Raw genomic sequence first — 22,642 nt, 5'->3', positions numbered from 1 at the left:
ATGGACGACGCATGGAAACAGGTGGTGAGCGAGGTCGTCGCCTCCTACGAGAAGCTCGGCGGTCTCAACAACCGCGACACCCACAACATGCCGTCGAAGCGGGCCGTCGGCGGCATCTGCGAGGATCTCCTCCAGATCCTCTTCCCCGGCTTCCACGACCACGACGCCGTCCACCAGCACTCGATCTTCGACCTCACCAACGAACGAATCTCGAGCGTCGTCAGCCGCCTCGAAACCCAGATCCGCAAGAGCGTCCGCATCGGCGATCCCCACCGCCCCACCGGCAAGACCAAGCCGATCCTCCTGCAATTCTGCCGCACCCTCCCCGACATCCGGCAGCTCCTCCACACCGACATCGAGACCGCCTTCGAGGGCGATCCCGCCGCCCTCAGCCGGGAGGAGATCATCCTTTCCTACCCCTGCATCGAGGCCATCGCGATCCAGCGCCTCGCCCACCGCCTCTACCGTTCCGACGTCCCCCTCATCCCCCGCATGATGACCGAGTGGGCCCACAGCCGCACCGGCATCGACATCCACCCCGGCGCCACCATCGGCACCCACTTCTTCATCGACCACGGCACCGGCCTCGTCGTCGGGGAGACCTGCCGGATCGGCAACAGGGTGAAGCTCTACCACGGCGTCACCCTCGGCGCGCGGAGCTTCGCGAAGGACGACGAGGGCAACATCGTGAAGGGAGGCAAGCGCCACCCCGACGTCGAGGACGGCGTCACCGTCTACCCGAACTCGACGATCCTCGGCGGGGAAACCGTCATCGGCGCGGGCTCCACCATCGGGGCCAACGTCTTCCTCATGCACAGCGTCCCGGCCAACTCCCTCGTCGTCCAGGAGGCCAAGCAGCTCTCGATCCTCGACAAGACCCGGGCGGCCCACAAGAAATCGGCCCCGCTCGAATGGCACATATAAGGATGACACCGATTCGTCCCGTTCGTTAAACTGCGCGATGCCCCTTCCCGCCCGCCGCCTCGAAGGCTTCACCGAATCGGTCATCCGCAAGATGACCCGCGTCGCCAAGCAGCACGGAGCCATCAACCTCGCCCAGGGATTCCCCGACTTCGATCCGCCCGAGGCGCTCGTCGAGGCCCTCGCCCGGGCCATCCGCGGCCCCCATCACCAGTATTCGATCACCTGGGGGGCCCAGAACTTCCGCGAGGCGCTCGCCCGCAAGATCACCCGCTTTACCGGTCTGCCGATCGATCCCGAACGCCATCTCGTCGCCACCTGCGGCAGCACCGAGGCGATGATGGTCGCCATGATGACGGCCTGCAATCCGGGCGACAAAGTGATCGTCTTCTCTCCCTTCTACGAGAACTACGCCGCCGACGCCATCCTCTGCGGGGCCGAGCCGATCTACGTCCCCCTCCATCCTCCCGACTTCCGCTTCGATCCCGAAGAACTGGAGAAAGCCTTCGCGCAGAAGCCCAAGGCCCTCGTCCTCTGCAACCCCTCCAACCCCTCCGGCAAGGTCTTCACCCGCGAGGAGCTCCTCCACATCGCCGCCCTCGCCGAGAAGCACGACGCCTTCGTCCTGAGCGACGAAGTCTACGAGCACATCGTCTACGCACCCCATACCCATATCCCCTTTGCGACCCTGCCCGGCATGTTCGAGCGGACGCTGACCTGCGGTTCCCTCTCGAAGACCTACGCCATCACCGGGTGGCGGCTCGGCTACGTCGCCGCCCACGAGAAGCTCATCGAGTCGGCACGGAAGGTCCACGATTTCCTCACCGTCGGCGCGGCGGCCCCGCTCCAGGAAGCCGCCGTCGCCGCCCTCGGCTTCGGCGACGACTACTACGCGGGCCTGACACGGGAATACACCGCGAAGCGGGACCTGTTCCAGGCAGCCCTCCGCTCGACCAGCCTCCCCTTCACCGAACCCGAGGGGGCCTACTACGTCCTCCTCGACATCTCCTCCTTGGGCTTCAAGGACGACACCGAAGCCGCGTTGAAGCTCGCCGAAAACGGCGGCGTCGCGGGCGTGCCAGGCTCAAGCTTTTTCCGCGAGCCGGTCCAACGCTACGTCCGCTTCCACTTCGCCAAGAAAGAAGAAACCCTCCGCGCCGGAGCCGATGCCCTCGCGGCAAGAATCGACCTGCTCAGAAAAAGATAGCTTCCGCCCACCGCCTCTCGACTTCCGAGCGACAGGGAGGCACCACTCCTATTTCCCGAAAATGGGCAGGAGATGCCGGCGGAAAAGATTGTCGGTGACATTGCGCGCGATAATCGCGCGATTCTCCGTCAGCGCGTCGAGGTACGTCGTCCCGAGCTTCGCGGCGATCTTGAAGGAGACATGGATGAACTGCCGGAAGTGCGGATTGTAACCGGGGCAGGCCGGATCGTGCCGCAGGGCGGCGACATACTGCTCGGACGTCCATCCCTCGACCTCGTCGATCGACGGCAGCGCCCCCTTGTCGATGTCGAGGACCGTGGCATAGGGCGCGACGAGTTCGTCGAAATACCCGAAGGCCTGCTTGTAGATCGTCTTCGCGAGTCCAAGACCCGCCCCGCCCGACTCGGCCAGCCCGATGACCTCCTCCAGCCACGTCGTCCCCGCCGTCTTCACGTGGAGACCCGCTCCATGCCGGTGAACGAGGCGATTGATGATCGGGTAGATCGAGAATTTGTCGCTCCCCGAATGGACACTGAGCTTGAGTGTCGCGGGAAGGCCGAATTCCCGGATCGCGAAGGCCACGACATGGAGGTCCTCGTCGAACTCCTTCTCGAACTGCGCGAGATTCCCGACGTAATCGACTCCCTTGTTGAAGCGGCCAGTGAATTTGGGGGCGATGGTCTGAACCGGAATCCCTTCCCCGGCGATCATCGCGAGGATGAGGAACAACTCGACCGGCGTCTGGGGCGAGTCGGTTTCGTCGACGGAGACCTCGGTCACGAAGGGCTCCGCCTTGCGTTCGGCGATATGGCGATAGATCCGGCCCGCCTCCTGCATCGCCCAGAGAAACTTCTTCGCCGTCGCCCGCAGGAGGGCCTCGTCGATGGCGAGCGGCGCCGCCATGCCGGGAATCGTCAGCGCGCCCAGGTAGCGGTCGTTCTCCGAGACGAAGGCTTCAATGTCGTCATCGCTCGCGGGCTTCCCGGTGTAGTCGGCCACGTCGATGGTGTAGAAATCGCTCGCCTCGATGAAGCGGTCGACGTTGCCGAGGTTGATGTGGTCGGCATCGACGTGAAAAGCGCCGTCCCATCCCAGCGCCACGACGGCCTCCCGGGCCTCGGTGCGGACGCTGCCCGGCTCGGTGCCGATCAGCGTGTGCTCGCGGTTCGATTTGTTCCAGACAGGCTCGACCTCGATTCCGGCGTTCCGGGCATTCACCACCGCCTGGAGCTGGGCTTTGCCCTGGCGTCCGAAGCGGTCCCCCATTCCGAGGGAAAAGCGGCCGATTTTCTTGATGGGGGCGACGGAAGCAAGCGGTTGGGAAGTGGGCATGGAAGGAAGCGGTTTGGATTTCATCCTGCCCCTTCACGATCGCGTTGTAATTGCCGATTTCTGCATCTATTATTGATTAAACGGCATTTTAAACCTTTTCCATGAAACAGAAAAACGTTCTCCTGGCCTTGGGCTGGTATGATCATCGCCTTCTGAAAGGCATCGCGGCCTACGCGGCACAGCACCGCTGGCATCTTGCCGCGCACAGCATCATTCACGAGAAAGTGATCCCGTGGGGATGGCAGGGGGACGGCGTCCTCGCCTGGCTGGCCGCCGGGGACGACCTCGCCGATTTCGTCGTCTCAGTGAAGAGGCCGACGGTCGACTTCAGCATGCGCCGTCCCCACCTCCCTTTCGCCCGCGTGATCCAGGATCATGCGAAGACGGGAAGCCTCGTCGCGGCGCATTTCCTATCGCGCGGCTTCCGACACTTCCTTTTCTACAGCGACCTCGAAAATTGGTCCCAGGAGCAGCGCGGAGAGGCTTTTGTAGGGGCGTTGGAAGCCGGGGGCCACACCCCCCAATGGCTGCGCTGGCACAAGGCCAGGGAAAACAAGCGCGGACGGGACGAGTGGCCCCGACGCCGCGCGTGGCTTCTGGCCCATCTTCGCCGCCTGCCGAAGCCGATCGCCGTCTTCGCCGCGAACGGCACCCTCGCCGTCGAGGTCCAGGAACTCTGCGAGGAGGCGGGCATTCCCGTCCCCGATGCCGTGGCCATTGTCGGCATCGAGGATTATCTCCTCTCCGTCGGCGGGGAGCACCGATCGATCTCCGGGGTCGACACGAACCTCGAGGAGCAAGGCTACCAGGGGGCGGCCCTGCTCGACCTGCTGATGCGGGGAGAGAGAAAAACCTCCCGCCCCCTGCGCATCGCCCCGGCCCGGGTCATCACCCGCAAGAGCAGCGACATCTTCGCCGTCGCCCATCCCGGCGTCGCCAAGGGGCTTCGTTTCATCGCGAACCGTTTCGCCGAGCCGGTCGGGGTCGGGGAAATTGCCGAGGCCGCCGGGATGTCGCTCCGCGGCCTCCATGACGCCTTCGTCGAGCACCTCGGGTCCACGCCGGGTGGAGCGCTCCGCTCTGCGCGTCTCGATTTTGCCAGGAAACGGCTGGCCGAGACCGACGACAAGATCGATTCGATCGCGCGTCAAAGCGGCTACCCCCACCTCAACACCTTCTTCATCACCTTCCGCAAGGCCGAGGACATGACCCCCACCGCCTATCGCAAGCGCTTTCGCCGCGCGCAATGAACGGCGCCTCCGCCGTATCGATCCGCAGATTGTCGAAATGGGGATTGAGTTCTTTTTCCCTCCCATTTCCTCTTATTGAATTTGAGCCCGCGATGAGGAACCTGACTGCATCGCCCATTAGTCCCAGCATGAGGAAATAGCTCTTCGGAACGCTGCGTTGCGAGAATGGGAATTCGGAAGGCCTGTAGCACTCACTAACTAAAAGCCCCGGAACCTTATTTAAAAGGTTTCCGGGGCTTTTGGTATTCCCATTTCCGAATCGACTAAACGAGGACCGCCTCTCTCTCCTCGGAGGGGGCAACGTCCTTGAGGCAGGTTTCCCGGAAGATCCTCTGCGCAAGCTTCGCCTCTTCTGGGTTCTCGGAGCGGACGGAGATCAGGATGCCACCTTCCTCGATCTTCGCCTCAAGCCGCTGGAGCTTTTCAAAGGCAAGGCCGAGGCCGCCCAGAACACTGGCGATTTCTGCGCTGTGGGAGGCGCGGACCGAGATGTCCCCAGGGAAGAAGCGATTGAGGTGCAGGCGCTGAACGATGATTTCGGCCTGAATTGCATTGTCGACAACAGCATAAACGGTTTGGGACATATACATGATGGGTTTACATGAAGATAGCTACGTCCATGCCAACGATCTTTCCCTCATCATTACCGATTGATAATCAACCAGATGAATTCATACACCTCCCTCAAACGGAGGCCACCGCGCCGTTTAATGCACGAAGGAACGTTGCCGTCATCGCTTTTGCATGATGCACCAACGTCGTGCGGAGAGCGTTGGCAGCGTCCTCTTGCAGGCCGGGGTAGCCGGGCTACCGTACCCTATGCCGAAGCCCAAAATGCGGATGAGTCTGGAAAATGAGGTGATCGCCATTTTCCTCCTCTTCTACCTCGTGCTCAGCGGGGTACTCCTCTACGTCCACTATCGCGAGGGCGCGCCGTCCGCCAATCCTCCTGCCCGCTCCTCCGCCTCATGATCCGCACGATCTTCGTCCAGGAAGGCCGCGTCGTTGTCCGGGACGGTCTGGCATTCGACGAGCAGGCCGCCGCCACGTGGCTGCAAATTCTCGACCCCACGGAGGCCGAGATCGAGTCCCTGCGCTCGACCTGCCATCTCGATCCGGTCTTTCCGATCGAGGGGATCCGGGAGGACGATCGTTACATTCATATTCCGGTGCGATTGGTCACGATGTCGGCGGGGGAGCGCCCGGGCCTGCGGCCCGTCCGCTTCGTCCTGGGCGAAAAGATCATCGCCACCGTCGACGTCGCCCCCGGTCCTCCCGCCTTCGCGAAGGCGCTGCAACGATTGGAACACAAACCCGCCCTGGGACGCAGCGCCGCCACCCTTTTCCGCCTCCTCCTCCAGGCACTCAACGAGGCGGGCGAGCAACTCATCGACCAGGTCAGCGACGACCTCACCCGGGCGAGCGAGGAAATCATCGGCGTCTCCGGCTCCCTCCAGATTCACGGCCGCGAGGCGGGGGTCACCGATCTGACCTGCCTGATCATGCGCCTCAACTCGAAGGAGGAACTTATTTCCCAATGCCTGGAGCGACAGCTTTTCCTCGCCCGGGCCGCGCGGCGGCTCGAGAACGCGGTCGATGACGAAGAGGAGCCGGTCCTTTCCCGTCTCATCAAGGAATTGATCGACGACATCGAGGGGGTCGAGGCCCATGCCGCCCACGAGCACAACCGGGTCTACTACCTTCAGGAAGCAATCAACGCCTCCCTCAACATCAAGCAGAACCAGATCGTGAAGATCTTCACCATTCTCTCCGCGATCTTCATGCCACCGACCCTCATCGCCTCGATCTACGGCATGAACTGGGCCAAAATGCCGGAGCTTTCCTGGACCGCCGGATTCCCCTTCGCCGTCACCTTCATGCTGATTTCCGCCGTATTGCCCCTGTTTTATATCAAGAAGCGCGGCTGGCTGCGCTGAGCGCGGCAGGCGGGATGGGACCAGTCCGGCCTAGGCCAAGACCTTAGCCAACGCCATGGCGGTGCGGGGAGCAAAGTCCTCGTGATGGTTGTTCGCCACGACCCGGACGTCGGCCGCCTTGACGGCGAGTCCCCGGATATGACGAGCGAGCGAGCGGATCTGGCTGGGACGATAGAGGTAAGCGTGCCGTTCATCGGCGCTTTTGGCCTCGAGGTAGTTCGGATTCCTCCCATGGAGTCGGACATAAGCGAGGTCGGGATTCGAGACCTCGTAGAGAGGCGGCAGGAGGTTCGAGCCTGCGATCCGCGGCATATCGACAGCCACCCAGACCAGCTTCCGCTCCCGGAAGAACTCGAAGGTTTCCGCCTTCCGCTTTCCCTTGACCCAGCCCGCGTGACGAAGCTCGACGGCCAGAAGGTGGGGATGCAACGCCTTTGCCAAGGCGTCCAGCTCCTCCAAGCCATGCTTCTCCGGCCCGAACCGGGGATCGAGGACGAGGAGGAAGACGCCGAGCTTCCTCGCGCGAATGAGCGGCTCTATCCCTTGCATGAGGAGCCGGACCTGCTTCCCTTCCTTCGCCGTCTTCTCCGGGCTTTGGGAAAAGGCACGATGCAGCTTGATGTCGAAGAGGAATCCGGCAGACGTCTGCTTCACCCATTTCGCCGTCGCCTCCCGGCGCGGCACCGCATAGTAGCTGGAGTTCACCTCGACGTGGTCGAAGTGCTCCGCATACCAATGCAGCCGCGCGGCCGACGGGGTTCCGGGCGGATAGAGAATCTCTCGATACGCGTCATCGCTCCAACTGCCGCAGCCGACCCGGATACCCATGAAGAGGCAGAGCTATTCCAGCTTGCGGAAAAGCGGCGCGAAGGCGGCGCGATGCTGATAGAAGACCCCCCCCCAAAGAGCGAGGGTTACGAACGCCATGGGGAGGCCCGCCGGAGCCATGGTTACATGGAACGTAAGGATGTTGACCAGGACGGGCCCCAGAAGGGTGAGGCCGAGCGCCACCCATCGGTTCGACAGGACCAGAGCCCCGCCGACGACCTGGGTTGCGAAAATGACCACGTAGTAGCCGGTGCTGAAGAGGACCCCCATAAACTCCCCTGCCGGTCCGGACGGGGCGGGCATCGGTATGAAGTGGAAAAAGTCGTTGAGGCCGAAGACGACGAACATCAACCCCAGGAGGACCCGACACAGAAGGCGCAATAATCTCATCCCAGAATCTAAGAGGAGCCGGAGAAAACGCAACTGGCCCGCGGTCTTCGGCTCTCAGATCCCGGCCTTCTCCTTTTTCCGAAGGTATCTGGAGAGCTCCTCAATCGGGGCATAATCCAACTCGTTCTCCGCCTTGGCATGCCTCAAAAGCAAAGCCCCCCGCCCCATATCCCCCAGGCCGACGAAGCGGATGGGGAAAAACAGCCGTCCTTGCAGCGCTCCCCGAAGGACGTCGACATACTTTCCCGAAGCGAGGCTTCCCAGGAAGATCACGCGGCGGTCTCCCATGGTTAGCCTCAGGCCCGCCAGATCGATTTCGAGCGGACGCCGGTATTCCTCGTTGCCGGCGTCGATATCGGCTTGGGAGAAGTCGGCCAAATCGGCGGGAGAGACCGGCGTCGACACGGGGAGAAGTCCACGCTGCGGCGTGATGACCAAGACATCCTCGGCGGCGGCGAATCGGGAGGCGTAGGCCAGCTTTCCCCGGAAATAGAGGCCGCTCACAAAGCTGAAGACCTCCCCCAGCGTCACGACCTCCCCACGATGGAGCCGCTTTCCCACCGCGCTGTTCGATTCGGGCCGCAACAACATCCGGGCCCGCTTCCCACCGGCATGGGCGGGGGAAAGGAGGAAAATCGGGAAGCCACTCATGCTTCAGAAAGCTACCCCATGGCTCCGCCCGCGGCAATTTGGCGGCAGCGACCTCGTGGCGTAAGCTAGGGCATGAAAAAACTTTCCTTCGTCGTTCCGATGAAGGCCTCGACCTCGGAGCCCCCCTCGCCTGCCGATTGCCGCTGGCTCTACGAGATGAAGTTCGACGGTTATCGGGGGATCGCCATCAAGAACGGAAAGCAGGTCGAGCTTCTCAGCCGCAATCGCAACTCGCTCGACGTCCGCTTTCCCGAGGTCGTTACCGCGATCGCGAAGCTGCCCGTCGACCGCTGCGTGATCGACGGGGAAATCTGCGCGCTCGACCCGAAGGGGCGCACCTCCTTTCAATTGATCCAGAATGCGGAAGAAGGGACCGTCCCCATCGTCTACTATGCCTTCGACCTCCTTTTCGAGGGAAGCAACGATCTCCGCACCCTTCCCCTCGTCGAGCGCAAGGAACGCCTCGACGCGCTGCTGGTCGATGCCCACGACCCCGTCCGCCCCTCGGTCTACTTCGACCGCGACGTGGCAAAAACCCTCACCCGTATGCGCAAGATCGGGGCGGAGGGAGCCATCGCCAAGGTCCGGGACTCGGCCTATGTCGCGGGAAGCCGTTCCGCCGATTGGGTGAAGATCCGGTTCTCCCTCCAGCAGGAATTCGTCATCGGCGGCTACTCGGAACCGAAGGGAAGCCGATCGGGCTTCGGCGCCCTCCTGTTGGGATATTACGACAAGGACCGCCGATTGATCTATGCCTCCAAGGTGGGAACCGGATTCAACGACAAGACCCTTGCATCGACCTTTCGCCTCCTCCAAGTCCGCGTCAGGAAGAAAAGTCCGTTTGCGCCGTTCGAGTTGAAGCGGACTCGTTGGACGCGCGGCCCTCTTTCCAAAGTCCATTGGGTCAAGCCCGACCTCGTCGCCCAGATTTCCTTCACCGAGTGGACCGACGATGGTTCGATCCGTCATCCCGTCTTCCTGGGGCTGCGAGACGACAAGCCGTCGATGCAGGTCGTGCGGGAGCCGGTCGCCCGGGCGAAATAATCGTTCCCGAGGCCAGTCAGGCCGCCTTCTTGTGCCGAGCCTTCACGTGCGATTTCTTCGGCGTGACGCTGCGGCGCTCCGATCTGCCTTTCGCCTTTCCCGTGACTTTGCCATGGCCCTTGGTATGGCTCAGGCTTTCTTGAAGGACTGACATGAGATCGATGACGTTGCTCGGCCTTTTCTCGGCCTTCGCCGAGGACCGCTTCTTGTCGGGATGCTTCACCTTCTCCTCGATCATCGCCATCAGTTGCGTCTTGTACTCGTCCTCGTACTTGTCCGGATCCCATTTCACGGTCATCCCCGCCACTAGCTTCTTGGCCATCTCGACCTCTCGGGGACGGGCCTTCGCCGCCTTGGGAAGCTTGAAGCGGTCAGCATCGACCAGCTCATCTCCGAAATGCATGACCTCCAAGATCAGGGCATCCCCCTGCGCTTTCACTCCGGCCAGGTGCTCCCGCGTACGGATGACCACTTTGGCGACCCCCATCTTGCCCGAATCCCGCAACGCCTCGCGCAGGAGCGCATAGGCCTTGTCTCCCCCCTTCTGGGGTTCCAGATAATAGGGCTTCTGGAAATACATCGGATTGATCTCCCCGACCTCGACGAAATCGATGATGTCGATCGCTCCCGCCGCCGCCTCGAGATCGACCCGCTTGAAATCCTCCTCTTTCAGGACGACGAACTTGCCCTTCTCGTATTCGTATCCTTTGACGATGTTCTCCCAGGGCACTTCCTTGCCGTCCGCTTGGGCGACCCGCTTGTAGCTCACCGGGCTCTGGTCCGTCTTCCTCAGAAGGCGGAAAGTCAGTTCCTCGCGACTCGTCGCGGGATAGAGGGCGACGGGAATGGTCACCAGGCCAAACGAAATAGATCCCTTCCACATGGAGCGTGCCATGACGTACCCTACCCGCACTCCCGGACTCCGCAAATTGCCGGAGCCGCGCTTCTGACGTAGATTTCCGGATGTCGAAGAACGCCACGCTCGAAGTCGAAGGCAGGCAGGTGCCGGTGACGAACCTCGATAAGATCTATTATCCGAAGGCGAAGTTCACCAAGGGCGAGATGCTCGCCTACTACATCAAGATCGCGCCCATTCTCCTGCCCCATCTGGAAGGACGCCCGCTGACGATGAAGCGGTATCCCAACGGGGTCGAGGCGCCGTTCTTCTATGAGAAGCAATGCCCCCGCCCCAAGCCGCCGTTCGTCGAGACCTGCAGTGTCGCCCGCCACCACAAGCCGGGCCGCATCCAGTTCTGCCTCGTCAACAACCTGCCGACCCTCGTCTGGGCCGCCAACCTGGGTGACCTGGAATTGCACACCTTTCTCTCCAAGGCGCCGAACGTCCACAAGCCGACCCAGATCGTCTTCGATCTCGATCCCGGCCCGCCCGCCAATGCGGTGCAGTGCGCCCAGGTCGCGCTCTGGCTGAGGGAGATGTTCAACCGCCTCGGATTGGAGGTCTTCATCAAATCATCCGGCTCGAAGGGCATGCAGGCGTACATTCCCCTCAACATGCCGATCACCTATGCCGAGACGACGCCGTTCGCCAAGAGCGTCGCTTTCGCGTTGGAGAAGGCCCATCCCGAGCTTGTGGTCTCCGACATGAAGAAGGAGCTGCGCCACGGCAAGGTCCTCGTCGATTGGAGTCAGAACTCCGAAACGAAAACGACGGTTTCCGTCTATTCGCTGCGGGCCAAGGACAAGCCCTTCGTCTCAATGCCCCTCGAGTGGGAGGAGGTCGAGGAGTGCCTCCGCAAAAAGGATGCCTCCCTCGTCTTCTTCGAGGCAGCGGAAGCCCTTAAGCGGGTCGAGGAGAAGGGGGACCTCTTCGCCCCCGTCCTCACCCTGAAGCAGAACCTCAAGACCGCGGTGAAGGCGGCTCGATCCGGAAAGCCGAGGAAAGTGACCAAGGCGCGCCTCAAGGGAACCGGCGACGGCTCGATCAAGGCCTACAATGCCAAACGTGACTTTACCCAGACGAAAGAACCCTCGGGCAAGAAAGGCAAAACAGCGGGGAAGAAACTCCTATTCGTCATCCAGAAACACGCTGCCTCCCACCTCCATTATGATTTCCGCCTCGAATTGGACGGCGTCCTGAAATCGTGGGCCGTCCCGAAGGGCCCCCAGACCGACATGGAGACCAAGCGGCTGGCGATGAGGGTCGAGGATCACCCCTACGACTATGCCCGGTTCGAGGGAACCATCCCGGAAGGGAACTACGGCGCGGGCACCGTCATGGTCTGGGACATCGGCACCTGGGAGAACCTCGGGCCGGAACCCCACGAAGGGCTCAAGGCCGGGAAGCTCCACTTCCGCCTCAACGGAAAAAAGCTGAAGGGCGAATGGGCCTTGGTCCAGATGCATGGCCCACGAGCGACCAAGGGAAACGAATGGTTGCTCCTCAAGCATGGAAGCGCCCAGAAGCCGGTCTCGGCGAAGGCGGACGATACCTCGGCGATTTCGCGCAAATCGATGAAACAGCTCGCCGGTCCCCGGAGCAGAAAATGGATCAGCAACCGGGAGAGCGAAGGCAATCCCAAGACCTCGAAAAAGCCGAAGAAAAAGCCTTCGTCGTTCCGCGGCCGGATCGCCGCGCTGGCCAAATCGATCCGACCCAAGAGAAAGACGCAAACGGCGAAACGGAAGCAAGATCGATGAAAACAGTCCGATTTTCCCAGGTCGTCGAAAAGAGCGGCAAGCCCGATGTCTATCTGCCGCTCTCGAAGGCCGATCCTGTTTTGAAGAAAGCCATTGCCGCCCACAAGGTGATGACGCTCCTGGGCGGAGCGCACGGGGCAAAGCAGGACTATGGGATCGTGGGATTCCAAGAGAAGGCCCATGGCCAATTCCTGATTTTCCCCAAATCGCTCAAGTCATTTGAAGGGATGCGGGTGGTCGGCATCAAGTACAGCTTGTTTCAAGAAGCGGAGCCGGAGCCGCCCAAGGCGACAAAGAAGAGCGGGAAGAAGAAATCCTTCTCCAAAAAGACCGTCGAGAATGAGGAAGGCCAACAGGATGGGGTTCACGACAAGATCATCCCCTTCCCTCGGGAAGAAGAGACAGAGGACGATGAGGTCGAGGAACTCAAGGGCTATGCCCATAAGGCCCTCCATGCGCTCGAAAAGGGAAACCCGGTGGCCGCCTACAAACTCCTCCAGAAGATCATCGAGGCCTGATCCTACTTGGCGGGAGCTTTCCCTTTTTGAAAGCCGGACCGTTTCATCCGCTGCCGCAGCCACGTGATCAGGGCGGCTTCCCGCTTCCGGAGGCTTGCATTGGAAATGAAAGCCGGAATTTCTCCCTCGAGGTAAGCCGCCATCACTTCGGGATGGATGTAACACTTGCGGCAGACAGCGGGGGTATTCCTCAACATCCCCGCAACCGATTCAACGACCACGGCAGTGCGTCGCTTCGCCTCGGCGGGGGAATCGGCGACCCCCACTTTTCCGAAGGCCATGGTCGCCAGGACGGTTCCGATCCAGGTACGGAAATCCTTGGCCGTGCATTCCTGACCTGAGGCGGCGGCAAGGTAGAGATTCACGTCGTGAGAGCCGATCACGCCGATTTTCCCCTCCCCGTCGAGATATTCGAAGAGCCGTTGCCCGGGCAGGTCCTGGCATCGGCGGATGATCCGGGCCAGTTTCGGGTCGTCGATCTGGACCTGGTGACTCTTGCCGCTTTTTCCCCGGAAGGAGAATTCGACCCGGCTTCCGCGGACTCGGGCATGGCCATTTCGGATCGTGGTCAGACCGTACGATTTGTTCTCCTCCGCATACTCGTCGTTTCCCACCCGGATCAACGTCGATTCCAAAAGGCGAACGATCGTCGCCAGGATCTTTTCCCGCGGCAGGCCAGGGAGGCGGAGATCGGCGGCAACCCGTCTCCGGAGCCGAGGCAGGGCTCGCGCGAAGTCGATCATGTGATCATATTTGTCGCCATCCCTCACGGCTCTCCAGCGGGAATGATAACGATACTGCTTCCGTCCCCGCGCGTCCCGGCCGACCGCCTGGATATGCCCGTCGGGCCGGAGACAAATCCAGACCTCGCTCCATGCCGGAGGAATCACGAGACCGGCGATCCTCTTCAAGGTCGCCACGTCACGGACACCGCCTCCCTTGGGACGACGGTAATGGAAGCGACCCGGTCTCCCTTTCCTCTCGATCCCGGGATCCCGGTCGGAGACATAGACCAGCCGGGCAACCTTGGCGGCGCGGATCGATTCGCTCGGCGGCGTCGCAGGCCTCTTGGGCGGATATTCCATTTCGGTGCGGCTCAATGCGGGGTCATCAGATCGCGGCTGTCTGTGGAAATAAACCCTTCCTCCACCCCCGACTCCCCTTTCAAATGATTGATGTAATCCCGGGGGGTGTCGATATCCCTCGCGGCTTCGGGCAAGGGAACCAAGGTGACTCTGCCCGAATGGGCCGCCAAGACGCGGCGGGCTCCGGCATCCCCGCGAAGCGCCCGAAGCTCGGGGAAAAGATCACGGGGAAACAGGGCGGGCACACCGATGACATCCCCATAGGAGGACGCCGCCAATCCGAGCGGGGAGCCGCTGTCGGCCAGGCGGAGAAGCGAATAGGCGGAAACCCCGGGCTGGTCGGCCAGCATCACCATGGCCTGCTCCACGGCGGGACGAGCCAGGAGCAACGTATCGAGGCCCAGCCGCAGAGACCCGGCCATCCCCTCCTGCCATGCCTCGTTCACGACGGAGAGGACGAAAAGATCCTCGATCTGCTCGCGGCACTTTGCGGCCTCCGATCCCAATACCACGACGATCGGCCGGAACGGGGTTTGCAACGCGATCCGGCAGGCGTGCCTCAGGAAGCTTTCGCCGCCCGAAAAGGCGAGCAACTGCTTGGGGCAACCCATGCGGGTCGAGCCTCCCGCCGCGAGGAGGATGAGGCCGATTTTATCGCGCTCCGCCCTCATAACGCCAGGGTATGAATCGGCCCTGGGCGCGATCTCAGGGCAACGGCGGAACGCCCTGCCACGACGGCCTGGATTTCGGCCAGGATCGAAAGGGCAATCTCCTCGGGGTTGTCCGACCCGATGTCGAGGCCGGCCGGAGCTCGCAGGGCTGCAAGACCTTCGGAAGAAAGCTCCATCCCCTCTCGGCTCAACTCCGTCAACATCCGGTCCGTCCGCTTCCTCGGTCCGAGCATCGCCAGGTAGGAAAGCGGACGGGAAAGAAGGAGGCCGAGCAACGCCCGGTCGGTTTCGTAATGGTGATTCATCACCACCACCGCGGAGCCCTCGCCGAGTGGCACCTTGCCGGGAACGCGATGGACGGGGAGACAGAGAACCGCATCGGCCTCGGGGAAGTGTTCGGCTTGGGCGAACTCGATCCTCCGATCGACCACCGTGACCCGATGGCCCAGTTCCTTCGCCAACCGGACGAGGGGAGGCGCATCGTGCCCCGCACCGAAGATGACCAATGAGAGGGGCGGAGCAATGCGCTCGATGAGGATTTCCGTGACACTCTCTCCGTTTCTCCAGGAGACATGGCCGGGACGCTTCGACGCCATCACGCGCTCAGCCTCCTCGCGCAAGGCTTCACCGTGGAGGAAATCGTCCCCGACGGAGCCCTCCGCACGGATGGGAAAAACCTCCCCCACCATCCCGGGACAACCATCGACCCGATAAGGCAATGCCCATGCCAGCGGCTTTCCTTCGGCCATCACCCCGGCGACCAGTTCCTCCAAGGGCCACAGGCCGGCCGGCACCGGTTGCAGGAGGATCTCGATGGTCCCCTGACAACCGAGGCTGCTCCCCAGCTCCAGGTCGTCCTGATCGTTGGTATCGTACCGGATCAAGCGAGGGCGATTCTCCATCAGCACCTCCAAGCTGCGGGAAACCACATTGCGCTCCAGGCATCCCCCGCTCACGGAGCCTGCCACCCTCCCGGCGGCCGAGACCAGCATGCGGGCGCCAGGGCGGCGGTAGCTCGATCCCTCGACCTTGACGACGGTCGCAAGAACATGGGGACGATGCGAAGAACGCGCGCGCGCTTCGACGATGGCCAGGAGTTCTTTCATGCGGGAGAAACGGCAGGGCGCTTCAACGGGGTTGCGGTCGCCTCCAAAATCTTGTCCGGCGTGATCGGCAGTTCCCGAACTCGGGCACCCGTGGCATGCCAGACGGCGTTGCCGATGGCGGCGGCCAGCCCCGTGTTGCCGATCTCCCCCACCCCCCGGGCCCCAAGCGGATTGAACTGGAAATCGGGCTCGCCGACGAAATGGACGTCGATCTCCGGAATATCGGCATGGACCGGAATGTGATAGGTCCCCAGATCCCGGGTGATCCACCGCCCGGTCGTCTCGTCGAGCAGGCTGTGCTCGGTCAGCGCCGCGCCGACCGAGAAAACCGTCCCTCCGATCACCTGGCTTCGCGCCGTCTTGAGGTTCATCGGCTTCCCGATATTCATCGCCGCCGTGATGCGGGTGACCCGGGTTTCGCAGGTCAGGCGATGGACCTTCACCTCGACGAAAAAGGCGCCGAACGACTGGTAGGCCGATTTTTTCGGCGCCAAGGGATTTTGCTCCCCTTTCTGCTTTGTTTCCGACGCCGGGTCGATCTTCTCGGTGGCATCGACCGCCCCCTGCCCGGCCCGGGCCAGGATCGCGCGAAACGACTCGCTCCGGCTGGCATCGCTTTTGGCCTGCAAATTGCCGCCGAAAGGGGAGAGAGATTCCGGATCCAGCCCGTAAAGAGGCGAGGCGGCGTCGGCCACGGCCAATGTTCCCAGCTTTTTAAGGGCTGCCCGGGCGGCCGCGTCGATCACGGGAAGAACCGAGGCCGTGGACGACGATCCTCCCGAAACCGGGGCCTCGGGAAGGTCCGAATCGCCGATCTCCACCTTGATCCGATCCAGGGGCAAACCGAGGGCCGCCGAGGATGCCTGCCCCACAATCGTCCACATGCCGGTCCCCAAATCCTGGGTGGCACACATGACCTCGGCCGTACCGTCAGCCAGCAAGCGGACCCGGGCCGAGGCGGGTTGCCGATGGGCGGGATAGGAAGCGGTCGCCATTCCCCACCCGATCTGCCATTCGCCGTCGCCCATCGATCCCGGAGCCGGGTTCCGTTTCTCCCAACCGAACGCGGCGGCACCGGTTCTATAGCATTCGTCGAGGTATTTGGCCGAGAACGGGAGGCCGCTCATCGGGTGATCGACGGCGTAATTTTTCATCCGCAAGGCGAGGGGATCGATGCCGAGGGCGACGGCCAGCTCATCCATCGCAGATTCCAAGGCGTAGATTCCCGGGGACTCGCCAGGAGCCCGCATGAACGTCCCTCCGTTGAGATCGAGAGGGAAAACCTGGTGATCGACCTCGATGTTCGGGCAGGCGTACAGGACCGGGCTCGACGCATGGGCCGCCCCCTCGACGAATTCCCCCACCTTCGATCCGCTCGACATCGCCTGATGCCGGATCGCCAGCAGTGCCCCATCCCGGGCCGCCCCCAGCTGGAGGCGCTGCCGGGTCATCGGGCGGTATCCGACCGAGGTGAACATGTTTTCCCGCTCCATCACGAACTTCACGGGACGCTTCAAGTCCCGGGCGGCGGCGGCCGTGAGCAACATATACATCCACGACGATCCCTTGCAGCCGAAGCCCCCCCCGAGATAGTGGCTGAGGACGCGCACCCGCTCCTTTGGAATGCCGAGTCCGTTGGAAAGAAAATTCCGGGTTCCGTACATCCACTGCGTCGGCGTATAGAACAGAAGCCGTCCCTCCTCCCAGCGGGCCACCACGGCATGCGGCTCCATCGGGTGGTGATGAACGAAGGCGGTCTGGTAAGTCGTGTCGATCCGCACCGGGCTCTGCCTCCAGGCATCCTCGACGGCGGAGACGCCCTTGTCCTTCCTTTCGAGATGGGGCTTGGCTCCGTTGACCTCCTTGGGAGGTTGAGGAACCGATGCCTCCCGCGAGGCCGTCGGCTTTTCCTCCGCATAGGTTGCCCGGACGAGGAGGGCTCCCTCCCGGGCCTGTTCGTAGGTTTCGGCGATGACAAAGGCGATGTCCTGGCCGTAATAATGGATCGCGTCGTCCGAGAGGGGGAGCAGCGGCTCGCTCACCATCTGTCCGGCCTTCGGATCGGGCTTGGGAAGGTAGAGGGCGGGCCGGTTCCTCGACGTGTAGACCTTGATCACCCCCGGCAGGGCCTCGGACGCCGCCGTATCGAGGGCGATCAACTTCCCCTTCGCCACGGTGCTCTTCACCAGGCAACCCCAGACCATGCCCGGCAGGCGATAATCGGAGGTATAGTCAGCACTCCCCGTCACCTTCAGACGTCCGTCGATCCGATTGATCGGCTCCCCGAGCCGGACCGGAGCAAAAGGAATAGGGCCGTCGGCGCTCATGCGATCTCCTCTTTTTGCGAAGCGGCCTGCCCCAAGGCACGAATCACAGTCCGCCGGAGCAACTCCACCTTGTAACCATTGCGCCCATGGGTCGCCGATCCGTCGCCAATGTCGGCCACCCCCTTTTGAAAGGCCTCGGCACGGGTTGGCTGCCCCCTCAAGGCGGCCTCCACCGCAGGCAGGCGCCACGGGATCGTCCCCACCCCTCCGGCGGCAACGCGCGCCTCCCGGATCGTTCCCCCCTCGATCCTCAATGCGACCGCCGCCGAGACGATCGCGAACTGGTAGGAAGCCCGGTCCCGGACCTTCACATAGGCAGAGTGACGGGCGAAGGGCAACTGCGCCTCGATGGACACAATCAACTCCCCCGGCCTCAAGGTCGTCAAAACCAAGTCGTCGCCCGGAACCTTGTAAAACTCGCCGACCTTCACCGATCTCTCCCCCCCTTCCGGCGTCTTGAGCCGGATCGAGCCATCGAGGGCTCGAAGCGCCACGGCAAAGTCCGAGGGATGGACCGCCATACTGGCCGGGGTAACGCCGAAGATCGCGTCGAACCGACTGGGGCCGTCCCGCAATGTCGGATCGGGATTGCGGTAGGAGATCGACCGGGGCCGTTGCAGCAGATTCCCCCCCAGACTCGCCATGTTCCGAATCTGCGGGGAAGCACTGAGCAGGAGGGCCTGGGAAACCACGGGGAAATGGGCCGCGACTCCGGCATGGGCCGCCGCATCGCTCATTCGCTCTCCGGCCCCCAGACGGAGGCCCGAAGGCCCGGCCTCGATGCCCCGCAAGAGCAGGCCGTTCACGTCAACGGCCGTGGCGAGACTGAAGGCCCCGAGTTTCCAGAGATCAACGAGCGTGGTGCCGCCGGAAAGATAGGCCGCCCCCGGGCGGGCTCCCGCCTCCAACGCCGCGCGGACATCCCGGGGTCGCACATAGGAAAACGAGGACGCCGTGCTCACGCCGCCGCCTTCCCCGACGCGGCCTTCAAAACCGCATCGACAATATTCGGATAGGCGCTGCAACGGCAGAGATTGCCTGACATCCACTCCCGGATCTCCTCCGCCGATCGGGCATGCCCTTCGGCGATACAGGCGGTCGCCGAGACGATCTGCCCGGGCGTACAAAAGCCGCACTGAAAACCGTCACATTCGAGGAAGGCCTGTTGCACCGGGTGAAGGTTCTCGCCATGGGCAAGCCCCTCGATCGTCGTGATCTCCGTTCCTTCGGCCGCAACGGCCAGCGTGAGGCAGGAAAGCACCCGCCGCTCTCCCACCATTACCGAGCAAGCGCCGCACGTCCCATGATCGCAGCCCTTCTTCGTTCCCGTGAAGCCAAGTCGATCGCGCAGAGCATCGAGCAATGTCACCCGGGGTTCGAGGCGCAGTGTTTCCTCTTTTCCATTGATCCGCAGACGGACCGCCACGGTCCCTTCCTCTCCCGGAGAAGGCGGCGAGGAGGGAGGAGCGGCGAACGCCTCCAACGAGGGGACGACCATCGTCGCGCCCATGAAACCGGAAGCCCGGCGAAGAAAAATCCGGCGGCTCCAGCCGGAAGAGAGGGAGGGATCGAGGTTATCGCTCATCGGGATTTCTCTTTTTCAAAAGACGTGCACGGGGCGTGCCATTCTTCCGCCGCCGGCCCTTGTCTGATTGGGAAAAACCGATCGCCCGAACGGCACTTCCCGTTTGAAGCCCTACAGCGTGCATTTCGCAAGCTCAGCCAAAACCCTCCCTCGCTTTTTCAGGCAAATTGCCATCCGCGTCGCTTCGGCCCTCGCCCTTCGCCTCTGATGCGTCTCCCTTGGCACGGGTTTTGCCGCTCCAGTTCAAGTTCCCCTTCCTTTTATGAAAAGCTCCGCCTCCATTGCCGGCCACCCGCTCCATCCCATCCTGGTTGCTTTTCCGATCGGCCTCTGGACCTTCGCCTTCGTCTGCGATCTCGCCTTCGCTTGTTTCCCGTCGCATTACGCCTGGAAGGAAGCCGCCCTCTTCTGCATCGGCGGGGGGCTGATCGGGGCCCTCGTCGCGGCCGTCCCCGGCTTCGTCGATTACGCGGGAATCACCGGCAAGGGCCGCCTGAAGAAAATCGCGATATACCACCTTGTTTTGAACCTGACCGGTTTCGCCATCTTCGGATGGAGCTTCTCGCTCCGCTGGGCCGACCTCGCAGGTCACCTCGCCCGCCCCCTTCCCGTCGTCCTTGCGGCCGGCGGCGTCCTCCTGATCACCGTGGCGGGCTGGTACGGCGGCGAAATGGTGTACAAGCACCGCATGGCCGTCTCGGAACCGGACAAGGAATAACGGAAGGAATCGGCATGGAACCGTCGTGCCGCATCCCTTCCCTCCTGATCCGCATCCCCGCCGCCCTTCTCCTGCTCGCCGCCGTGGTCGCGGCCTCGCGCTGGTATCAATGGCGGATCGACACGAAGCGGGTCGAGCAACGACTGCCGATTCCGAGCGTCGAATTGGCCGACAAAGCCTTGAACCGCCGGGTGGAAACCCTCTTGCGCACCCTGACCCTCGACGAAAAAATCGGCCAATTGACCCAATACACCGGAGGCGTTGCCACCGGCCCCGGCACGGGGCGGGAGAACTACGACAAGGAGATCGCCCGGGGCCGCGTCGGCTCCCTCTTCAACGTCGTCGGCGCCGGGGAGACGAATCGCTATCAACGGCTCGCCGTGGAGAAAAGCCCCCATCACATCCCCCTTCTCTTCGGCTACGATGTGATCCACGGCCAGCGGACGATCTTCCCCGTCCCGCTCGCGCTCGCCTCCAGCTTCGATCCCGCGTTGATCGAGGCTTTGTCCCGGATGGCGGCAGGCGAGGCGACCGACGACGGGATCCGCTGGGTCTTTTCCCCGATGGTCGATATCGCCCGGGACGCCCGCTGGGGGCGAATCACGGAGGGATCGGGCGAAGATACCTTCCTGGGATCGGTCCTGGCCGAGGCCTACGTGCGGGGCTATCAGGGCAGGCGCCTCTCCGATCCCGCCTCCGTCGCCGCCTGCGTGAAGCACTTCGCCGCCTATGGCGCGCCCAACGCCGGGCGCGAATACAACACCGTCGACATGTCGGAGCTGACCCTCCGGCAGGTCTACCTCCCCCCGTACCATGCCGGGATCAAGGCGGGGGCCGCGACCATCATGAGCGCCTTCAATCCCCTCAACGGCGTTCCGGCCACGGCGAATCCTTTCCTCCTTACCACCCTCCTGCGCAACCAGTGGCAATTCGCCGGGATCACCGTCAGCGACTACGGTGCGGTGCGGGAGCTGATGAACCATGGCATCGCCACGACTCCCGACATCGCGGCCCGCAAGGCCCTCTCCTCGGGCATCGACATGGAAATGGAGGGCGGCCTCTACGGAACGCGGCTCGCCCGCCAGGTTGCCAACGGCACGCTTCCCCGGGCCGCCGTCGATGAGGCCGTCCGCCGCGTCCTGCGCGTGAAATTCGCCCTAGGTCTGTTCGATCATCCCTACGCCGACGAAAAGAAACCGCCCTATGCCGCCACCCCGCAGAAAAGGGAAATCGTCCGCAAGGCCGCCGAGGAATCGATCGTCCTGCTCAAGAACGGCGGTCCACCCTCCGATAGCCCTCCCCTCCTTCCCCTCGCCAAGGAAACCCCCACCCTCGCGCTCATCGGCCCCCTCGCCGATGCCCCGACCGACATGCTCGGCTCCTGGCCCGCCGCAGGGAATCCGGGCGATGTCGTCACCCTGCGGGCCGCTCTCCAGGCCCGCTGCGACGCCACGAAGACCACCCTCCTTTACGCTCAGGGAACCGACACGCTCACCAGTTCGGACCAAGGCTTCGACGCCGCGGTGGCCGCCGCCCGGAAAGCCGACGTCGTCATCGTCGCCCTCGGCGAATCCGGAGCCACCATGACCGGGGAATCCTCCTCGGTGACCCGCCTCGGATTGCCCGGCAACCAGGAAGCCCTCCTCGAAACGCTCGCCGCGCAGGGGAAACCGGTCGTCCTCGTCCTCTTCAACGGCCGCCCCTTGGCCGTGACCTGGGCCGCCGCCCACGTCGCGGCCATCGTCGAGGCGTGGTATCCCGGGATCGAGGCGGGCACCGCCGTCGCCGACATTCTCTTCGGCGACGTCAATCCCAGCGCCAAGCTCCCCGTCACCTTCCCCCGCTCCGTCGGCCAGGAACCGCTATTCTACAACCAGCTCCCCACCGGCCGCCCCGCCAACGGCATCGACCTCAGCCGCCCGCCCGCGGGGCCGAACGAGAAATACCTCTCCCGCTACATCGACGAGATCAACGCCCCCCTCTTCCCCTTCGGTTTCGGCCTTTCCTACACCTCCTTCACCTACTCCAACGTGAAGGTCGATCATTCCGCCATCTCCGCCCAGGATCTTTCCCTCCGCACGGAAGGCCGTACGCTCTCCAAATCCCGGCAGGTCCACGTCACCGCCGAGGTCCGCAACGCCGGAACCCGGGAGGGAACCGAAATCGTCCAACTCTACCTCCGCACCGTGGGGGGAGCATGGAGGAGCCCGTGCGGGAATTGAAGGGCTTCCAACGCGTCACCCTCTCTCCCGGCCAATCAAAGCAGGTCGACTTCACCTTGGGCTTCGACGAACTTTCCCACTACAACCTCCAGATGGAACAGGCCGTCGAACCCTGCTCCTGCCTCGTCTGGATCGGCGGCAGCTCGGAAGCCGAGCAGGGCGCCAATTTCCAGATCACCCCCTAATCCGGCC

23 protein-coding genes are annotated in these 22,642 nt (G+C 63.1%); 11 read left to right on the top strand and 12 right to left on the bottom strand.

The features are described from left to right. On the top strand, window positions 1–924 hold the full coding sequence (epsC, locus tag BLU04_RS10295; protein WP_093285499.1) for a serine O-acetyltransferase EpsC: 924 nt from the start codon (window positions 1–3) through the stop codon (window positions 922–924). 37 nt (window positions 925–961) lie between these two features. Further along, complete coding sequence (locus BLU04_RS10290; RefSeq protein WP_093285496.1) at window positions 962–2,128, top strand: pyridoxal phosphate-dependent aminotransferase; 1,167 nt, start codon at window positions 962–964, stop codon at window positions 2,126–2,128. Window positions 2,129–2,176: 48 nt separating this feature from the next. Here BLU04_RS10290 and BLU04_RS10285 read toward each other — a convergent pair whose 3' ends face one another. Further along, window positions 2,177–3,460, bottom strand: coding sequence for a tagaturonate epimerase family protein (locus tag BLU04_RS10285; RefSeq protein ID WP_173862566.1), 1,284 nt, complete (start codon window positions 3,458–3,460; stop codon window positions 2,177–2,179). Between the two features lie 101 nt (window positions 3,461–3,561). On the opposite strand from BLU04_RS10285, the gene BLU04_RS10280 reads away from it, so the two are divergent. After that, complete coding sequence (locus BLU04_RS10280) at window positions 3,562–4,710, top strand: substrate-binding domain-containing protein (RefSeq protein ID WP_093285493.1); 1,149 nt, start codon at window positions 3,562–3,564, stop codon at window positions 4,708–4,710. A 263-nt stretch (window positions 4,711–4,973) separates the two neighbouring features. Here BLU04_RS10280 and BLU04_RS10275 read toward each other — a convergent pair whose 3' ends face one another. Then, a complete protein-coding gene (locus BLU04_RS10275; RefSeq protein WP_157895279.1) occupies window positions 4,974–5,294 on the bottom strand; it encodes a hypothetical protein in 321 nt (106 codons plus the stop codon). A 235-nt stretch (window positions 5,295–5,529) separates the two neighbouring features. Here BLU04_RS10275 and BLU04_RS10270 point away from each other — a divergent pair, with 235 nt between their 5' ends. Continuing rightward, a complete protein-coding gene (locus BLU04_RS10270) occupies window positions 5,530–5,682 on the top strand; it encodes a hypothetical protein (RefSeq protein ID WP_157895278.1) in 153 nt (50 codons plus the stop codon). Continuing rightward, window positions 5,679–6,647 (top strand): CorA family divalent cation transporter, encoded by a 969-nt coding sequence (locus BLU04_RS10265; protein WP_093285485.1) that lies wholly within the window; start codon window positions 5,679–5,681, stop codon window positions 6,645–6,647. The genes BLU04_RS10270 and BLU04_RS10265 overlap by 4 nt, the downstream gene beginning before the upstream one ends. Before the next feature lie 30 nt (window positions 6,648–6,677). Here the strand turns inward: BLU04_RS10265 and BLU04_RS10260 are convergent, their stop codons facing one another. From BLU04_RS10260 to BLU04_RS10250, 3 genes are all read right to left on the bottom strand, one after another. Further along, entirely contained in the window at window positions 6,678–7,475 is a 798-nt protein-coding gene (locus BLU04_RS10260; RefSeq protein WP_093285483.1) for a DUF72 domain-containing protein, read from the bottom strand. Window positions 7,476–7,487: 12 nt separating this feature from the next. After that, window positions 7,488–7,778, bottom strand: coding sequence for a hypothetical protein (locus BLU04_RS10255; RefSeq protein WP_343124797.1), 291 nt, complete (start codon window positions 7,776–7,778; stop codon window positions 7,488–7,490). 141 nt (window positions 7,779–7,919) lie between these two features. Continuing rightward, complete coding sequence (locus tag BLU04_RS10250) at window positions 7,920–8,516, bottom strand: hypothetical protein (RefSeq protein ID WP_093285480.1); 597 nt, start codon at window positions 8,514–8,516, stop codon at window positions 7,920–7,922. 72 nt (window positions 8,517–8,588) lie between these two features. Here BLU04_RS10250 and ligD (BLU04_RS10245) point away from each other — a divergent pair, with 72 nt between their 5' ends. Beyond that, the gene (ligD, locus tag BLU04_RS10245) at window positions 8,589–9,560 is read left to right on the top strand and encodes a non-homologous end-joining DNA ligase (protein ID WP_093285478.1); all 972 of its coding nucleotides are present in this window, start codon (window positions 8,589–8,591) and stop codon (window positions 9,558–9,560) included. A gap of 16 nt (window positions 9,561–9,576) precedes the next feature. Here ligD (BLU04_RS10245) and BLU04_RS10240 read toward each other — a convergent pair whose 3' ends face one another. Beyond that, window positions 9,577–10,455: a Ku protein gene (locus BLU04_RS10240; RefSeq protein WP_093285475.1), complete on the bottom strand. Its 879-nt coding sequence runs from the start codon at window positions 10,453–10,455 to the stop codon at window positions 9,577–9,579. A 68-nt stretch (window positions 10,456–10,523) separates the two neighbouring features. Here BLU04_RS10240 and ligD (BLU04_RS16830) point away from each other — a divergent pair, with 68 nt between their 5' ends. Both ligD (BLU04_RS16830) and BLU04_RS16740 read left to right on the top strand, forming a co-directional pair. After that, window positions 10,524–12,218, top strand: coding sequence for a non-homologous end-joining DNA ligase (gene ligD / locus BLU04_RS16830; protein WP_093285473.1), 1,695 nt, complete (start codon window positions 10,524–10,526; stop codon window positions 12,216–12,218). An 80-nt stretch (window positions 12,219–12,298) separates the two neighbouring features. Continuing rightward, window positions 12,299–12,736: a hypothetical protein gene (locus BLU04_RS16740; protein WP_162274674.1), complete on the top strand. Its 438-nt coding sequence runs from the start codon at window positions 12,299–12,301 to the stop codon at window positions 12,734–12,736. 2 nt (window positions 12,737–12,738) lie between these two features. Here the strand turns inward: BLU04_RS16740 and BLU04_RS10225 are convergent, their stop codons facing one another. The 6 genes from BLU04_RS10225 to BLU04_RS10200 are packed head-to-tail and all read right to left on the bottom strand — an operon-like array spanning window position 12,739 to window position 19,510. Continuing rightward, on the bottom strand, window positions 12,739–13,821 hold the full coding sequence (locus tag BLU04_RS10225) for a DNA topoisomerase IB (protein ID WP_093285468.1): 1,083 nt from the start codon (window positions 13,819–13,821) through the stop codon (window positions 12,739–12,741). 11 nt (window positions 13,822–13,832) lie between these two features. After that, window positions 13,833–14,492, bottom strand: coding sequence for a nucleotidyltransferase family protein (locus BLU04_RS10220; protein ID WP_093285465.1), 660 nt, complete (start codon window positions 14,490–14,492; stop codon window positions 13,833–13,835). Beyond that, window positions 14,489–15,598 carry an XdhC/CoxI family protein gene (locus tag BLU04_RS10215; protein ID WP_093285462.1) on the bottom strand — a complete coding sequence of 370 codons (1,110 nt, stop codon included), beginning with the start codon at window positions 15,596–15,598 and terminating at the stop codon, window positions 14,489–14,491. The genes BLU04_RS10220 and BLU04_RS10215 overlap by 4 nt, the downstream gene beginning before the upstream one ends. Continuing rightward, a complete protein-coding gene (locus tag BLU04_RS10210) occupies window positions 15,595–17,925 on the bottom strand; it encodes a xanthine dehydrogenase family protein molybdopterin-binding subunit (RefSeq protein WP_093285460.1) in 2,331 nt (776 codons plus the stop codon). The genes BLU04_RS10215 and BLU04_RS10210 overlap by 4 nt, the downstream gene beginning before the upstream one ends. Further along, window positions 17,922–18,887, bottom strand: coding sequence for a xanthine dehydrogenase family protein subunit M (locus BLU04_RS10205; RefSeq protein ID WP_162274673.1), 966 nt, complete (start codon window positions 18,885–18,887; stop codon window positions 17,922–17,924). The genes BLU04_RS10210 and BLU04_RS10205 overlap by 4 nt, the downstream gene beginning before the upstream one ends. Beyond that, the gene (locus BLU04_RS10200; protein WP_093285457.1) at window positions 18,884–19,510 is read right to left on the bottom strand and encodes a (2Fe-2S)-binding protein; all 627 of its coding nucleotides are present in this window, start codon (window positions 19,508–19,510) and stop codon (window positions 18,884–18,886) included. The genes BLU04_RS10205 and BLU04_RS10200 overlap by 4 nt, the downstream gene beginning before the upstream one ends. 262 nt (window positions 19,511–19,772) lie before the next feature. On the opposite strand from BLU04_RS10200, the gene BLU04_RS10195 reads away from it, so the two are divergent. From BLU04_RS10195 to BLU04_RS16825, 3 genes are read left to right on the top strand one after another with little or no spacing between them, the layout of a single operon-like run. Then, on the top strand, window positions 19,773–20,228 hold the full coding sequence (locus tag BLU04_RS10195; protein ID WP_093285455.1) for a DUF2231 domain-containing protein: 456 nt from the start codon (window positions 19,773–19,775) through the stop codon (window positions 20,226–20,228). Window positions 20,229–20,242: 14 nt separating this feature from the next. After that, window positions 20,243–22,450 (top strand): glycoside hydrolase family 3 N-terminal domain-containing protein, encoded by a 2,208-nt coding sequence (locus BLU04_RS10190; RefSeq protein WP_197672936.1) that lies wholly within the window; start codon window positions 20,243–20,245, stop codon window positions 22,448–22,450. Then, window positions 22,426–22,635 carry a fibronectin type III-like domain-contianing protein gene (locus BLU04_RS16825; protein ID WP_197672935.1) on the top strand — a complete coding sequence of 70 codons (210 nt, stop codon included), beginning with the start codon at window positions 22,426–22,428 and terminating at the stop codon, window positions 22,633–22,635. The genes BLU04_RS10190 and BLU04_RS16825 overlap by 25 nt, the downstream gene beginning before the upstream one ends. Window positions 22,636–22,642 lie beyond the last annotated feature (7 nt).

The organism is Verrucomicrobium sp. GAS474 (assembly GCF_900105685.1).
Lineage (GTDB): Bacteria > Verrucomicrobiota > Verrucomicrobiia > Methylacidiphilales > GAS474 > GAS474.
The sequence above is the reverse complement of the archived record's forward strand: the minus strand, read 5'-3'. Positions and strand labels throughout refer to the sequence as shown.